Origin of the sequence: Sulfurospirillum barnesii SES-3 (genome assembly GCF_000265295.1) — a bacterium.
In the GTDB taxonomy this organism is placed as follows: Bacteria; Campylobacterota; Campylobacteria; order Campylobacterales; family Sulfurospirillaceae; genus Sulfurospirillum; species Sulfurospirillum barnesii.
Map to the genome: position 1 here is coordinate 900,190 of NC_018002.1, position 14,217 is coordinate 914,406.

The 14,217-nt window shown below is 39.1% G+C and carries 17 protein-coding genes; 12 read left to right on the top strand and 5 right to left on the bottom strand.

Going from position 1 to position 14,217, the window contains the following annotated elements; translation table 11 throughout:
• Nucleotides 1–13 precede the first annotated feature (13 nt).
• The 10 genes from ilvC (at nt 14) to SULBA_RS04640 (ending at nt 8,214) form a co-directional block, all read left to right on the top strand.
• Nucleotides 14–1,036: a ketol-acid reductoisomerase gene (gene ilvC / locus SULBA_RS04595; protein WP_014769104.1), complete on the top strand. Its 1,023-nt coding sequence runs from the start codon at nt 14–16 to the stop codon at nt 1,034–1,036.
• Nucleotides 1,037–1,123: 87 nt separating this feature from the next.
• Nucleotides 1,124–1,933 (top strand): septum site-determining protein MinD, encoded by an 810-nt coding sequence (gene minD / locus SULBA_RS04600; protein WP_014769105.1) that lies wholly within the window; start codon nt 1,124–1,126, stop codon nt 1,931–1,933.
• Nucleotides 1,930–2,169, top strand: coding sequence for a cell division topological specificity factor MinE (minE, locus tag SULBA_RS04605; protein ID WP_014769106.1), 240 nt, complete (start codon nt 1,930–1,932; stop codon nt 2,167–2,169). Before minD ends, minE begins: the two co-directional genes overlap by 4 nt.
• Before the next feature lie 12 nt (nt 2,170–2,181).
• Complete coding sequence (locus SULBA_RS04610; protein ID WP_014769107.1) at nt 2,182–3,342, top strand: divergent polysaccharide deacetylase family protein; 1,161 nt, start codon at nt 2,182–2,184, stop codon at nt 3,340–3,342.
• Nucleotides 3,342–4,112, top strand: coding sequence for a DNA-processing protein DprA (locus tag SULBA_RS04615; RefSeq protein ID WP_014769108.1), 771 nt, complete (start codon nt 3,342–3,344; stop codon nt 4,110–4,112). Before SULBA_RS04610 ends, SULBA_RS04615 begins: the two co-directional genes overlap by 1 nt.
• Before the next feature lie 9 nt (nt 4,113–4,121).
• Complete coding sequence (locus SULBA_RS04620; protein ID WP_014769109.1) at nt 4,122–4,925, top strand: sulfite exporter TauE/SafE family protein; 804 nt, start codon at nt 4,122–4,124, stop codon at nt 4,923–4,925.
• Nucleotides 4,926–4,947: 22 nt separating this feature from the next.
• Complete coding sequence (gene ruvX / locus SULBA_RS04625; protein ID WP_014769110.1) at nt 4,948–5,352, top strand: Holliday junction resolvase RuvX; 405 nt, start codon at nt 4,948–4,950, stop codon at nt 5,350–5,352.
• Nucleotides 5,349–5,957, top strand: coding sequence for a trimeric intracellular cation channel family protein (locus SULBA_RS04630; RefSeq protein WP_014769111.1), 609 nt, complete (start codon nt 5,349–5,351; stop codon nt 5,955–5,957). Before ruvX ends, SULBA_RS04630 begins: the two co-directional genes overlap by 4 nt.
• A gap of 40 nt (nt 5,958–5,997) precedes the next feature.
• The gene (locus SULBA_RS04635; protein ID WP_014769112.1) at nt 5,998–7,185 is read left to right on the top strand and encodes an aspartate aminotransferase family protein; all 1,188 of its coding nucleotides are present in this window, start codon (nt 5,998–6,000) and stop codon (nt 7,183–7,185) included.
• A gap of 3 nt (nt 7,186–7,188) precedes the next feature.
• Complete coding sequence (locus tag SULBA_RS04640; protein ID WP_041671808.1) at nt 7,189–8,214, top strand: SAM-dependent methyltransferase; 1,026 nt, start codon at nt 7,189–7,191, stop codon at nt 8,212–8,214.
• Nucleotides 8,215–8,239: 25 nt separating this feature from the next.
• Here SULBA_RS04640 and acpS read toward each other — a convergent pair whose 3' ends face one another.
• The 5 genes from acpS to SULBA_RS04665 form a co-directional block, all read right to left on the bottom strand.
• Nucleotides 8,240–8,614: a holo-ACP synthase gene (gene acpS, locus SULBA_RS04645; RefSeq protein WP_014769114.1), complete on the bottom strand. Its 375-nt coding sequence runs from the start codon at nt 8,612–8,614 to the stop codon at nt 8,240–8,242.
• Complete coding sequence (fliL, locus tag SULBA_RS04650) at nt 8,611–9,150, bottom strand: flagellar basal body-associated protein FliL (protein ID WP_014769115.1); 540 nt, start codon at nt 9,148–9,150, stop codon at nt 8,611–8,613. Before fliL ends, acpS begins: the two co-directional genes overlap by 4 nt.
• A 62-nt stretch (nt 9,151–9,212) precedes the next feature.
• Nucleotides 9,213–10,565: a DNA repair protein RadA gene (gene radA / locus SULBA_RS04655; RefSeq protein WP_014769116.1), complete on the bottom strand. Its 1,353-nt coding sequence runs from the start codon at nt 10,563–10,565 to the stop codon at nt 9,213–9,215.
• A complete protein-coding gene (ftsY, locus tag SULBA_RS04660) occupies nt 10,558–11,442 on the bottom strand; it encodes a signal recognition particle-docking protein FtsY (RefSeq protein ID WP_014769117.1) in 885 nt (294 codons plus the stop codon). Before ftsY ends, radA begins: the two co-directional genes overlap by 8 nt.
• On the bottom strand, nt 11,442–11,993 hold the full coding sequence (locus SULBA_RS04665) for a TlpA family protein disulfide reductase (protein ID WP_014769118.1): 552 nt from the start codon (nt 11,991–11,993) through the stop codon (nt 11,442–11,444). The genes ftsY and SULBA_RS04665 overlap by 1 nt, the downstream gene beginning before the upstream one ends.
• Before the next feature lie 54 nt (nt 11,994–12,047).
• Here SULBA_RS04665 and SULBA_RS04670 point away from each other — a divergent pair, with 54 nt between their 5' ends.
• Nucleotides 12,048–12,716 carry a 5-formyltetrahydrofolate cyclo-ligase gene (locus SULBA_RS04670; protein ID WP_014769119.1) on the top strand — a complete coding sequence of 223 codons (669 nt, stop codon included), beginning with the start codon at nt 12,048–12,050 and terminating at the stop codon, nt 12,714–12,716.
• Nucleotides 12,622–14,178: a ribonuclease Y gene (gene rny, locus SULBA_RS04675; RefSeq protein WP_041671809.1), complete on the top strand. Its 1,557-nt coding sequence runs from the start codon at nt 12,622–12,624 to the stop codon at nt 14,176–14,178. Before SULBA_RS04670 ends, rny begins: the two co-directional genes overlap by 95 nt.
• Nucleotides 14,179–14,217: the final 39 nt, after the last annotated feature.

Consider the following 14,217-nt stretch of genomic DNA (forward strand, 5'->3'; position numbering starts at 1 on the left):
TAAGGATTGACAAATGGCAATAACCGTCTTCTACGACAAAGATTGTGATATAAGCATTATTCGCTCAAAAAAAGTAGCGATGATTGGTTTTGGTTCTCAAGGGCACGCACACGCTGAAAATCTTCGTGACAGTGGTGTTGAAGTTGTTGTTGGTCTTCGAAAAGATGGTAGTTCATGGGCAAAAGCAGAAGCAAAAGGCTTTAAAGTAATGAGCGTTGCTGAAGCAACAAAATACGCTGATGTGATTATGATTTTATTGCCAGATGAGATGCAAGGCGATGTATTTGCTGCTGAAATTAAGCCAAACTTAACTGAGGGAAAAGCCATTGCATTTGGTCATGGTTTTAACATTCATTATGGTCAAATTATTACTCCAAAAGGTGTGGATTGTATTATGGTTGCTCCTAAAGCACCAGGGCACACCGTAAGAAGTGAGTTTGTAAACGGTGGCGGTATTCCTGATCTTATCGCAATTGATCAAGACGCTACAGGTAAAGCAAAAGCCTTAGCCCTTAGCTATGCATCTGCTATTGGTGGTGGACGTACAGGTATTATCGAGACAACCTTCAAAGACGAGACTGAGACCGATCTTTTTGGTGAGCAAGCTGTTCTTTGTGGTGGTGCAACAGCACTGGTAGAGGCTGGTTTTCAAACATTGGTCGAAGCGGGTTATGAGCCTGAAATGGCATACTTTGAGTGTTTGCATGAGCTTAAACTCATCGTTGATTTGATGTACCAAGGCGGTATTGCTGATATGCGTTATTCTATCTCAAATACAGCCGAGTACGGTGATTATGTGAGCGGAAAACGTGTGATTAATGCGGAGTCAAAAGCGGCGATGAAAGAGATTTTGGCTGAGATTCAAGATGGTCGTTTTGCAAAAGATTTTATTTTAGAGCGAAAAGCAGGTTATACTCGTATGAATGCTGAGCGTGCAAAAACAGAGAGAAGTTTACTCAATAAAACAGGTGAAAAATTACGTGCAATGATGCCGTGGATCACCTCTAAAAAAATCATCAATAAAGATAAAAACTAAATCTATAACGTGGCATACGAAAGAAGTCTTTGCTTCTTTCGTGTCGTCATACGTGTCATTAAATCGTAGAAATATAAAAGAGGTTACATGGGTATAGTTATCACGGTCACATCAGGTAAAGGTGGCGTTGGAAAATCAACGACGACTGCAAACCTAGCTGTTGGACTTGCAAATTTAGGACAAAAAGTTGTTGCTATTGATTTTGATATAGGGCTTAGAAATCTTGATATGATTTTAGGTCTTGAAAATCGTATTGTATACGATGTGGTTGATGTGATGGAGGGGCGTTGTAATTTAGCGCAAGCCTTAATTAATGACAAAAAATCCAAATCACTCTACTTTTTACCTGCGAGTCAAACCAAAGATAAAGATATTTTAAATAAAGAGAAAGTCAAAGCCTTAATTGAGACGCTCAAAGAGAGTTTTGATATTGTTATGTTAGATTCTCCAGCAGGTATTGAAAGTGGTTTTGAGCACTCTATTTTCTTAGCAGACCGAGCCCTCATTGTCTCAACACCTGATGTGAGTTCTGTGCGTGATGCCGATAGGGTTATTGGTATTATTGATGCGAAGAGTGAGCGTGCTAAAAATGGACAAGAGGTTGAAAAACACATTATTATTAACCGTATTAAACCAGAGATGGTTGAAGCAGGAAATATGCTCAGTGTTGAAGATGTGTTAAGTATTTTAGCGCTTCCACTCATTGGTATTGTGCCAGATGATGAAGATATTATCACTTCTACCAATACAGGAACGCCTATTGTGACAAAAGAGAAATCACTCTCAGCAGAAGCGTATCGTAATATTGCTCGTCGTATTTTAGGTGAAGAGGTAGAATTTTTAGATATAAAGTCAAAAAAAGGCTTTCTCTCTACACTGAAAGGAATCTTCAAATGAGCCTCTTTGATACTTTTTTTGGAAAGAAAAAAAGCACTGCAGATGTGGCCAAAAATCGATTAACCATTATGCTCTCTCATGAGAGAGCAAGTTGTAAGTTACCCTATTTGGATGATTTACGCAATGATTTGATTAATGTCATTAAAAAATATACCAAAGTTGAAGATGTAAAGATTACCTCACACAATAATCAAAATCTTGAACTCCTTGAAGTTGAAGTGATTTTAGGAAAGTAGTGATACGCATTTATGGTCAAAAAAACAAAGAAAAAACAGAGTAAACCTACCGTAACTCAACACAAACACACAGAAGTGTCACATCTTAAACGCTATAGTATTTGGTTTATGCTATTTATTACCTTACTTGTGGTTGCATTAAGTGGCTATTGGTATTTCTATAATGCATCGACCCATACAAAAGCTCTACAACAAATACAAGCGCAAAATACTGTATCTACCGATGCTTTGATGTCTAAGATGAAAAAAATGCTTGAAGATGAAAAAGAACGTCAAGCTTCTTTACCTCCTGTCGCACAAAACAATGTAACAGTTGCTCCTTTGGAAGTACCAACAGAAGTTCTTCCAGAAGTGACACTCCCTATTGAGCCTAGGGTTTATGAAGAGCATAATACCACGGCTCTTGTTCCTGAGGAGCATCCTTCTAAAACGAGTGAGCTCTCTGAGGTACATGAGTATCAAGAGAGCCTTAAAGAGAGTGGGCATACGTATAAACCAAACGAAGTCATTCGTAAAAAATACCCAGCAGGAACGATACCTAAACTAGCCATTATCATTGATGATGTCTCTTTCCCATGGCAAGTACGTATGATGAAAGAGATTCCCTATAAAGTCACACCTGCTTTTTTCCCACCTACCAAACGTCATCCTGAAACGGTACGCTTGTCGCATGAGTTTCCCTTTGCAATGGTGCATCTTCCTTTAGAGGCGAAGTATTATTCTAGGCCTGAGGAAGATACCCTCAATACCACCGATTCTCTTGAAGTGATTGAGCAAAGAATTAAGCGCATTAAGGCATGGTTCCCGCATATTGTTTATTATAATAATCATACAGGTGGGTACTTTACAGCAGATTATCAGGCGATGGATCGTTTGATTAAGGTGATGAAAGCCCATGAACTTGTTTTCGTTGATAGCCGTACCATTGGTAATTCAAAAGCCCCTGAAGTGACAAAAAAGTATGATATGTTTTTATATTCTCGGGATGTTTTTTTGGATAATTCTTTAGAAAAACATGCCATCATAACGCAGCTCAAAGAGGCCGTTACCAAAGCTAAAAAAAATGGTTATGCCATTGCTATTGGTCATCCACACAAAAATACATTAGAGGTATTAAGAGACTCAAAAGCACTGCTAGAGGGCGTGGAATTGGTCTATCTTAAAGAACTATAATGATTAAGGAGGTAGACTTTCTTGTTCCTGAATTACAGAGCATGAAAGCCTATCCTGATGCCTTGTACTATAAGGGAAATCTTTCTTTATTGCAACGTCCTAAGATTTCGATAGTTGGAACACGCCATCCCATCTCATACACAAAACTGTTTACGCAGCTTTTAGCACGTAAACTCTCTGTCGCTGGGGTATGCATTGTCAGTGGCGGTGCACAGGGGGTAGATGCCATTGCACACCAAGGGGCTGGCTTTAGTAATACCATTATGGTCGCAGGTACAGGGCTTGACATTCGCTATCCTGCTTTGCATGCAAAAATGATTGAAAGTATCGAAAATGAGGGATTGGTTTTGAGCCAATTTGAAGCAGGAAAACCCTCTACTAAATGGAATTTTCCCAAACGAAATGAGTTAGTAGTCGCCCTTGGAGATGCGCTCATTGTAACGCAAGCCGATCCAAAAAGTGGCAGTATGCACAGTGTAGAATTTGCTTTAAAAATGAACAAACCCATTTACGTGCTACCGCATCGTTTAGGCGAGTCTGAGGGAACCTCTATGTTGCTTGCAAAAGGCTTAGCAACACCACTGTATGATATAGATGCTTTTGTGATGAAATTGGGTTTAAACACGTTTACATGTAACGATGAATTTTTAGCGTATTGCAGTAATCAACCCTTATACCATGAGGCTGTAGAAAAGTTTGCAAACAAAGTATTTGAGTACGAATGTTTAGGAAAAATTACCATTGATAATGGTCGCATTAAATGCACATAGGAGTATAAAATGGGTTTTGAATGGGTCGTTGCTTTTTTAGTTTTAGGGTGCGTGGTTGGCTTTATGGCAGGACTTTTAGGCATTGGTGGTGGAGGCATTATGGTGCCTGTGCTTACATCCATTTTTTTAGCGCAAGGTATTCCTGTTGAGCATGTTGTGCATATGGCACTTGGAACCTCTATGGCGTCTATTGTGGTGACCTCTTTTGCCAGTATGAGAGCACATCATAAAAAAGGTGCGGTATTGTGGGGTGTCGTAAAATATATGGCAGGAGGAGTGATTATTGGAACTTTTCTCGCAACCTTTCTTGCCTCTTCCTTAAAATCTGCGCATTTAGCCATTTTCTTTGCACTCTTCATGGCATACGTCTCCATTCAAATGGCAATCGATAAAAAACCAAAACCCACCCGTGAACTTTCAACACCTGCTTCTTTGTTTGGTGCAGGCTCGTTTATTGGGATGATTTCAGCATTGGTCTCCATTGGGGGTGGCTCTTTAACCGTACCGTATTTAATTTGGCAAAATGTGGATGTGAAAAAAGCCATTGCGACTTCTGCTGCTATAGGATTCCCCCTCTCTATTGCAGGAACCTTAGGGTATATCGTGAATGGTGTATTGCATGCTTCTAATGGGCAGAGCATGATGCTAGGGTTTGTTTATCTTCCCGCAGTGATTCTGATTTCTATGCCGAGTTATTTTATAGCGCCCTTAGGTGCTAAAATGGCACACAGCTTACCTGTTTCAAAACTCAAAAAAATCTTTGCAGTCCTTCTTATGGTGCTTAGCCTTAAGATGCTAACATCCGTGCTTTAATCTTTACATGTAAAGAGTGTGCATGAAAAAAATAGCCAGTATTGATATCGGATTGAAGCGTATAGGTGTGGCTTTATGTTTGATGGAGGGTATTGTTAATCCTCAAGAAGCAATTTTACGTAAAAATCGTGATCAAGCCGCACGTGATGTGGATACTTTTTTAAAAGAGTGGAGCATCGAGTTTTTGGTTGTAGGACTTCCAAAAGGTGGCAGTAGCAGTGAAGAGATGGAGCGGCGTATTAAACACTTTGTGAGTTTACTAAGCTTTGAGGGTGAGATAGTCTATCAAGATGAGTACGGCTCAAGCAATGAAGCCAAAGAGATGATGCAAGGCATTATTACGCAAAAACGAGATGGTAGAATTGATTCTATTGCAGCAAAAGTGATTTTGGAGCGTTATTTAGATGCAAAAAAAGGAATGGAATGATTGAGTTAATGGTGGCTGAAATTATTGGCACATTGGCATTTGCGCTCAGTGGTTTTTATGTAGCAGTCAAAGAAAAACTTGATTTGCTTGGCGTTTTTATTGCCTCATTTTTAACAGCTCTTGGGGGTGGTTTGGTGCGAGATATGCTCTCCGATAGAGCGCCGTATACCTTTACCAATTTAATGCCAACCTTATTGGTTTTAGGGGTTGTCTTTTTTAGCATTGTTTTAAAATTGCACAAAAAAGATGAGATTGAAAAAAAGTTCTATTTTATTGTGAGTGACACCTTGGGTCTGGTCTCTTTTTCTATCTCAGGAGCATTGATTGGCTTACAAGCAGACTTTAACGTTTTTGGTGTGATTTTGTTAGCGCTCATTACTGCTGTGGGCGGAGGCGTGGTACGCGATATTTTACTTAACCGTGTTCCTTTACTTTTGACCAGTGAGTTTTATGGTACGGTTTCCCTGTTGGTAGGGCTTATTTTATACTTGTTTGCACAATGGGATGTGAGTGGCTATTTGCCCTTGATGGCTGTCTTTGTTTTTGGTGTTGGCTTGAGGCTTTTGGCCTACTATAAACAGTGGAATTTACCTAAAATTGGGTAAATCTTTTTTCGCTATAATTGCATTTTTGAAGGAGTAATCAATGGATTTTGAATGTATGGATAAAGAGTATGTGTTGCAAACGTATGCACGTAATTATGTCAATTTTAAACACGGTGTGAATGCCACTCTTTTTGATGATAAGGGCAGGGATTATATTGATTTTACCAGTGGTATTGGTGTGGTGAGTGTGGGACATGGCAATCAACGATTGGCCGATGCAATTAGCGATCAAGCTCGAAATCTAATACATACCTCGAATATTTATTTGATTGAGCCACAAGCCAAACTCGCCAAAAAAATCAATGAACTCACAGGTTTTGATGTCGCTGTTTTCTTTGGCAATTCAGGGGCTGAAGCCAATGAGGGAGCCATTAAATTAGCCCGTAAATACGGTGAAAAAAAATTTGCTAAAAAACGCTATAAAGTCTTAACCTTAGAGCACTCTTTTCATGGAAGAACCATTACAACGGTAAAGGCTACGGGTCAAGAGAAGTTTCAACAAAGTGCTTTTGCTCCTTATCCTGAAGGATTCTCCTATACCAAAGCCATTGCTGATTTATACCACAGCATTGATGATGAAACCGTAGCGGTGATGATAGAATTGGTTCAAGGCGAGGGTGGTGTAAAAGCATTTCCAAAAGCGGAAATTCAAGCCTTAGCTGCTTTTTTAAAAGAGAGAGAAATTTTACTCATCATTGATGAAGTGCAAACAGGTATTTTTAGAAGCGGTGAGTTTTTAGCCACCTCTTTGTATGAGATTGAGCCTGATATTATCACCCTTGCCAAAGGTTTAGCAGGCGGTGTGCCTATTGGTGCGGTAGTCACCAAACACAAAGATATTTTTGAAGCGGGTGATCATGGCAGCACCTTTGGAGGTAATTTTCTCTCAACCCGAGCAGGGCTTGAAGCTTTGACGATTTTAGATGAGTACAAGCAAAGTGGTATGCTAGATGAAGCACTCATTTATTTTGATGCTAAACTCAAAGCTTTAGCACAGGCGTTTCCTTTGTTATTTGAGAGCGTTGAGGGCTTGGGCTTAATGCGTGGAATTCGTTGTGCAAATGGGGATATTTTAGCTTCTATCGTTAAAAAGGCTTTTGAAAATGGTGTTTTGGTCTTAAAAGCAGGGAACAATACCCTCCGTTTTCTTCCTCCACTTACTATCTCTAAAGAGGAGATGAATGAGGGCTTTAAGCGTTTAGAAAGTGCGTGTAAAACGCTTGGCTAAGCTTTGAAATTTAGTGACTATATGCATGAGTGGCTCTATGGAAAAGAGGGCTACTACAGCAATATGCGAACCATCGGAAAAGAGGGCGATTTTTACACCGCTGTGAGTACGAGTATGTTCTTTGGTGGAAGCATTGCAAAACGTCTTCTTTCAAGCATTGAAGAGGGATTTTTAACATCAAAGACGTATGTGGTTGAAATTGGTGCGCATAAAGGGTATTTGTTAGCCGATATGATTCAGTTTATCTATACCCTCAAACCTGAATGGCTCAAAACATTGACGTTCGTTATTGTTGAGCCATTCTCTGCCAATCAAATCATGCAAAAAAAGTATTTTGAAGAGGCGTTTGGGGATGCAATAGAGCTTTTACATGTAAAGAACTTAGAAGAGCTTACATGTAAAGAAGCTTTTTTTGTTGCCAATGAGATTTTTGATGCGTTTACGTGTGAAGTGATTTATGGAAATGAGATGCTTTTTATCGAAGAGGGAAAAGCGTTTTTTGCCGCTATGGATTCGTTTACATGTAAAAAAGCAGAAGCGTATGGTGTGAGCAAAGGAGAGCTTTGTTTAGGTTATGAATCTTTTGCAAAGGCTATGGCAAAGAGCGCAGAGCGTTTTGAATTTATCACGTTTGATTATGGGGATAAAGAAGCAAGAGGAGATTTTTCTCTGAGAGTCTATGCCAAACATCAAACCTATCCTTTTTTTGGATTAACCAATTTGGTAGAGGAAAAACTTCGAGAACCACTCCTTTTTGATGCCCTGTTTCAAAAGAGCGATATAACGTATGATGTCACTTTTAGCCATCTTTTTCAAGCATTTGAAAGCTCTGGTATGAGGCTTTGTGCGTACAGTACACAGATGAAAGCTTTGGTTGATTTTGGACTCATTGAACTTTTAGAGCTTTTTGCCGACAAGGTATCGCCAAAGGTCTATGAGCAAGAAATGAATCGTATTAAAACACTGATAGATCCTTCCTTTATGGGCGAACGTTTTAAGATGGCCTGTTTTCGAAAAGAAAAAGCGTAACGCACACTTTAAGATTAGGTCGGTATTAATGCCAAAGTTTTTGTGCTTTTTTTTGACCTTCAATGACTGCAACAGCAATAGCAAAACCATGATCGTGCGTGATAGAAAGTGCCATATCTGTAATGCCATAGGTTTCAATTAAATGGCGTGAAAGGGTAAACGAAGGTGCATTCTTTGCATCTTTATAGAGCTGTATATCCATAAATCCACACGTTTCGCTAATGCCAATGCCTAAAGCTTTAGAAATGGCTTCTTTGGCTGCATAAAATCCAGCTGCCGTGGCATCGCTTTTAACTAAAGTAAGTTCTTGTGGAGATAAAAATTTTAAAAGCGCCTTGTCTCCAAAGCGCTCTTTGAGTTTAGAAATACGCTCAATGCTGACAATATCAACACCAATCATTGAACGACAAAATCTGTAAAATAGATATTTTTAATGTAGCCATCGGAGAGGTTTTCATTAATTTTATCGAGCACTTCATCTTTGAGTTTATCTTTACCTTTTATGGTGCTAATCTCTTCAAAGGTTTTTGATGAAAAAGTACGAATGATAATATCACGAATCAAAGATTTTTTATGGTCAATTTCGGGTTGTAATTTTGCATCACTGAGTTCTAAATCAATGGCTACTTTTAAAAAGCGGTTACCGCTTTCACTAAGCAAATTCACAACAAACTGTGCCATAGGGTACATAGGACCAATCACCAAATGATCCGTTGAACGCTTGGGTGTCTTTTTTTTCTCGGTAGAAGTTGATTGTGTTTGTGGTGCAGCTGTTGTTACTTCTTCTTCATGACCACCACTGAGCATTAAAAATGCCGCAGCACCACCACCAATCAACACAACAACCAAAAGAACGATGACAATGATAAGAACCATATTCCCTTTTGGTTTTTTTTCTACTGTTCCATCATTTTCTTCAGGTTTTTTACCAGCCATTTGTTATCCTTTTACATGTAAATAGTCTATTTGGGTGTATATCGTTCAATTGGTTGAAAAATTTACATCCATTCAATTAATTTGGAGACTTCATCAATAGCATAGCATTTTAAGTCATGAATTGTTTCAAGAGGCAGTGAGGGAACAACGGCTTTTTCAAACTGCTGTGATTTTGCCTCTTTAAGGCGTAAATCAAGATTGAAAATATCTCGTACATCCCCAATCAAAGAGACTTCACCAATAAACACCGTATCTTTGCTAATAGGACGATTTCGGTACGAGCTAATAATGGCAGCAATAATCGCTAAATCAGCCGATGTTTCGCTAATTTTAATGCCTCCTGCAATGTTGATAAAAACATCGTATTGGTTAAAAGGAAGATCAAGTTTTCGCTCAAGAAGTGCTAAAAGCATGGTAAGACGGTTGAGTTCATATCCTGTAGCACTACGTTTTGGGTTAGGATAGCCACTATCACTCACCAATGCTTGTACTTCCAACACAATAGGACGACTTCCTTCCATTAAAACCGTAATAGCCGAGCCTGCTTGTGCTTTGCCACGGGTAAAAAACTTTTTAGAAATATCTTTTGCACTTACCAGTCCTACTTTTGTCATTTCAAAAATGCCCACTTCGCTGGTAGTTCCAAAACGGTTTTTAAAGCCACGAAGCAGACGAAGTTCTCTTGAAGAGTCTCCTTCAAAATAAAGCACCGTATCGACCATGTGTTCAAGCACGCGAGGCCCTGCAATAGAGCCTTCTTTGGTAATGTGCCCAATGATAAAGGTAGCGATGTTTTTTTCTTTACCAAAACGCATGAGTTCAAACGTAATCTCTCTTACCTGTGAGACACTTCCAGGAGCTGAGGCAATTTTTTCACTGTAAATGGTTTGAATAGAGTCAATAATAAGGACTTCAAAGGCATGTTTTTCTAGCTCTTTAAAGATGGTATCAAGTCTGATTTCAGAGAGGAGATAAAGGTTGGGATAATTGCTATCGACACGGTTTGCACGCATTTTGATTTGGCTAGAGGACTCTTCGCCACTTACATAAAGAACTTTTTTCCCCTCACGAGCCAAATTACCCGCAATCTTAAGAAGCAAGGTTGATTTACCTACCCCTGGGCTTCCACCAATCAGCGTAAGGCTACCTTGAACAATACCTCCACCTAAAACGAGGTCTAATTCTGTATCTCCTGAGCTGAAACGCTCAATCTGTTCAAAACTCACTTCCGTAATAGGAATTGCGCTACCCTGCGTCGATGAGGGCTTAGAATTAATCTCTTTTAAAACCTCAATTTGGTTTTGTGAAAGCTCTATATATTCATCCCATGCACCACAATTTGGGCATTTTCCAAGCCATTTAGCACTTTGGTGTCCACAGGCTTGACACTCAAATAAAATCTGTTTTTTAGCCATTGACGTTGGTAAAAATGGAATCTAGTATGGTATCAATATAATCATCAGCATTAAAAACGATTAAATCATCGCGTCCTTCACCGACACCCACATACAAAATAGGCAGTTGTAAAGCTTTTGCAATGCCAAAAAGTGAACCACCTTTCGCGGTGCCATCCAGTTTGGTAATAATAATGCCATCAATGTTTATCATTTCATGAAAGGCTTTGGCTTGATTAATCGCAGAGCTTCCTTGTGTGCCATCTAAGATAAGAATCTTACGATGCGGTGCTCCACTGAGCGCTTTATCGCAAATGCGGACAATTTTTTTCAATTCATTGGAGAGATTGACTTGATTGTGCAATCGTCCTGCGGTGTCAATAATCACATGGTCAATTTTTTTAGCGACAGCTGAACTAATCGTATCGTAAGCAACCGCAGAGGGATCATGCCCTTGTTGGGTATAAATGATACCCACATCAATTTTTTCAGCCCAGCTTTTTAGTTGCTCAATCGCTGCTGCTCTAAAGGTATCTGCAGCACCTAAAAGGACACTTTGATGCTCTTTTTTATAGGTCTGTGCCAGTTTGGCAATCGTTGTGGTTTTTCCTGCTCCATTAACACCAATAATAAGCTCAACAAATGGTTTTTGTGATGAAAGGATAGGCGCATTTTCATACATAAAGTACGATTGAAGGACACGTTTAACATCAGAACGCACAAGCATTTGGGAGGGAGGCAAGTAATAAATAATTTCCTCAACCAATTCGTAAGGAATATCTGATTCAATCAGAATCTCTTCTAAAAGGGTTTTGTCAATTTTTTCAACCTTTTCAGGCAAAATCTCTTTAATAGCCCCTAAGGTTTTACCCAGTCCTTTTTTAATAAAACTAAACATTAGAGCACTTTTTTAATGTCAGCATCAATCATCTCTTCAGGAATTGCACCAACATAATGCGTCGAATAGTTGCCATTTCTATCATAAAGAAACATAAAAGGAATATTTTTAACGCCACCCACATTTTTTGCAAATTCGAAGTTTTCAGGACCATTGGTAATGATGTAATTAATCGCATTAAATTTGATAAAACTTTGAATTTCTTCATTGGATTTATTCTCTTCTAAAAGAACACTAATGATGACAAAATGCTCTTTGTATTTTTCTTGAAGATTAATGAGGTGTGGAATTTCAGCTTTGCATGGTGGGCACCACGTGGTAAAAAAATTGACTAAAACAACTTTATTTTCAAAACCTGAAAAGGTAAATCCTTTTTCTGTGGGATTGGCTTGAATACTCTTTCCATAAACGTCTTGAAGTGTTATTTTCTCACGTTTAAGTGTTTGAGGTGAGCTCATATTTTTATCTTCATCTTTTCTTTTTTTGTCGGAAGAACATCCTTGAAAAAAGAGGATGGAGCATGAGACAAACAGTGTGAGCCAAAACTTCATTATAATCCTTTTTTATAGTAAAATAAGTATGATTGTATTCAAAGAAGGCTTAAAATGACAACAATGAAAAAAATTAAGTTTGAAACAAAATCAGAATTTCGGGCATTTGCTAGGGAAAAATTAGCCTCTCTTCCTCCTGCTTATGCACGTGATAAAAAGATGCAACGTATGCTTTTTGATTTGATTTGTCACACAAAAGTTCGCTCACTTTTACTCTATGTTTCATTGCCTATAGAAGTCTCTACAAACGGACTTATCGCTACATGTAGACGTAAAAAACTGAAGGTCTATGTTCCATTTATGGAAGGTATTAGTTTCAAGATGGTAGAATGGAGATTGCCTTTAGAAAAAAAAAGATTTAACATTAAAGAGCCTAAAAACTCTTTGGCTGTTAAACCAAAAATTGATTTTGCCATAGTGCCTGTCATTGGGGTTGATGGGGCACTTAAGAGAATTGGTTTTGGAAAAGGGATGTATGATCGTTTTTTTGCATCACTCAAACCAAAACCTCCAGTAGCCTTTGTTCAAAAGGAGTTTTGCATGACACCAACTCATTTGTCTGAAGCGCACGATATTGGAGCAGATATTTATTTAACCCCAAATAAAACTATTATTAAAAGAGGGAAAAATGGTTCTAGAGTCATTAGCCGTTGGAGGAGCCGCCGTAGTGAGCGGCGTTGCGGGGTTTTTTATCGCAAAAAAGATGGAAGTTGCCAACTATGAAATTCATATAGCACAAGCCAAAGCCAAAGCCAAAGCCATTGAGCATGAAGCAGAGTTGGTCTTAAGTAACAGCAATATTAAAATTAAAGAAGCGGAGCTTGAAGCCAAGCGTAAATACGAAGACAGGACGATTGCTCTTAAAAAAGAGCATTCAGAGAAGATGCTTGAGCTTGAGAAAAAAGAGCGTGGATATAAGGATGAGTTGAAGAAAATCACCAAAGAGCGTGAAGAGATTCAAACCATACAAAACAGTGCTAATTCCTTATTTGAAGAGGGTAGAAATCTGCAAGAGATGTATCGTGCAAAAGTGGACGAGGCGCTTTTAGTGCTTGAACGCTCTTCTGGTTTAACACAAAATGAAGCCAAAGAGATTGTTTTAGCCAAAGTAGAAGAGCAATCACGTGCGGAAATTGCCCATACGGTAAGACGTTTAGAAGAAGAAGCCAAACAGGATATTAAACGCCGTGTTAACTACATTTTAGCACAGGCGACAACTCGTTTTGCAGGTGAGTTTGCTGCTGAGCGTTTGATTAATGTGGTCAATATTAAAGATGATGAGCTTAAGGGTCGTATTATCGGGAAAGAGGGTCGAAACATTAAGACCTTAGAGATGCTTTTGGGCGTTGATATTATTATTGACGATACGCCAAATGCCATTATTTTAAGTAGCTTTAACCTTTACCGTCGTGCGATTGCAACCAAAGTCATTGAGCTTTTGGTGCAAGATGGAAGAATTCAGCCAGCACGCATTGAGGGAATTTATGAGAAAGTTAAAGATGAGTTTGACCATAGTTTAATGGAAGAGGGTGAGAATATCGTTATTGATTTGGGGCTGACTAAGGTTCATCCAGAGCTTGTGAAGTTGATTGGTCGTCTAAAATTTCGTGCCAGTTATGGTCAAAATGCACTGGGACACTCTTTGGAAGTGGCGCATCTTGCAGGCATTATTGCGGCTGAAACAGGAGGCGATGTCCTTTTAGCCAGACGAGCAGGTATTTTACATGATATTGGTAAAGCCTTGACGCATGAAACAGCGGGGAGTCACGTTGATTTGGGGGCAGAAATTTGCCGTCGATACAAAGAACATGATGTGGTTATTAACGCTATTTATGCGCACCATGGGCATGAAGAGCCAACCTCTGTTGAATCTGCTGCTGTGTGTGCTGCTGATACACTCTCAGCTGCTCGTCCAGGAGCTCGTCGAGAGGTTTTAGAGAGCTTTTTAAAACGGGTTCAAGATATTGAAGATATTGCGAAAAGCAAGCCAGGTATTAAACAAGTGTATGCCATTAATGCAGGTCGAGAGATTCGCGTGATTGCGAATGCTAAGCTTATCAATGATGATGAAGCCGTCTTGCTTGCCAAAGAGATTGCTCAGGAGATTGAGAGTAAAGTACAATATCCTGGTGAAATCAAGGTAAATGTCATTCGAGAGCTTCGTGCTATTGATTTTGCACGCTAATTGTTTTTACATGTAGAGGGTTATCCCTCTACATGACTG

Coding starts and splice junctions, on each gene's coding strand:
- ilvC (WP_014769104.1), top strand. CDS start 14: ATGGCAATAACCGTCTTCTACGACAAAGATTGTGATATAAGCATTATT.
- minD (WP_014769105.1), top strand. CDS start 1,124: ATGGGTATAGTTATCACGGTCACATCAGGTAAAGGTGGCGTTGGAAAA.
- minE (WP_014769106.1), top strand. CDS start 1,930: ATGAGCCTCTTTGATACTTTTTTTGGAAAGAAAAAAAGCACTGCAGAT.
- SULBA_RS04610 (WP_014769107.1), top strand. CDS start 2,182: ATGGTCAAAAAAACAAAGAAAAAACAGAGTAAACCTACCGTAACTCAA.
- SULBA_RS04615 (WP_014769108.1), top strand. CDS start 3,342: ATGATTAAGGAGGTAGACTTTCTTGTTCCTGAATTACAGAGCATGAAA.
- SULBA_RS04620 (WP_014769109.1), top strand. CDS start 4,122: ATGGGTTTTGAATGGGTCGTTGCTTTTTTAGTTTTAGGGTGCGTGGTT.
- ruvX (WP_014769110.1), top strand. CDS start 4,948: ATGAAAAAAATAGCCAGTATTGATATCGGATTGAAGCGTATAGGTGTG.
- SULBA_RS04630 (WP_014769111.1), top strand. CDS start 5,349: ATGATTGAGTTAATGGTGGCTGAAATTATTGGCACATTGGCATTTGCG.
- SULBA_RS04635 (WP_014769112.1), top strand. CDS start 5,998: ATGGATTTTGAATGTATGGATAAAGAGTATGTGTTGCAAACGTATGCA.
- acpS (WP_014769114.1), bottom strand. CDS start 8,614: ATGATTGGTGTTGATATTGTCAGCATTGAGCGTATTTCTAAACTCAAA.
- fliL (WP_014769115.1), bottom strand. CDS start 9,150: ATGGCTGGTAAAAAACCTGAAGAAAATGATGGAACAGTAGAAAAAAAA.
- radA (WP_014769116.1), bottom strand. CDS start 10,565: ATGGCTAAAAAACAGATTTTATTTGAGTGTCAAGCCTGTGGACACCAA.
- ftsY (WP_014769117.1), bottom strand. CDS start 11,442: ATGTTTAGTTTTATTAAAAAAGGACTGGGTAAAACCTTAGGGGCTATT.
- SULBA_RS04665 (WP_014769118.1), bottom strand. CDS start 11,993: ATGAAGTTTTGGCTCACACTGTTTGTCTCATGCTCCATCCTCTTTTTT.
- SULBA_RS04670 (WP_014769119.1), top strand. CDS start 12,048: ATGACAACAATGAAAAAAATTAAGTTTGAAACAAAATCAGAATTTCGG.
- rny (WP_041671809.1), top strand. CDS start 12,622: ATGGTTCTAGAGTCATTAGCCGTTGGAGGAGCCGCCGTAGTGAGCGGC.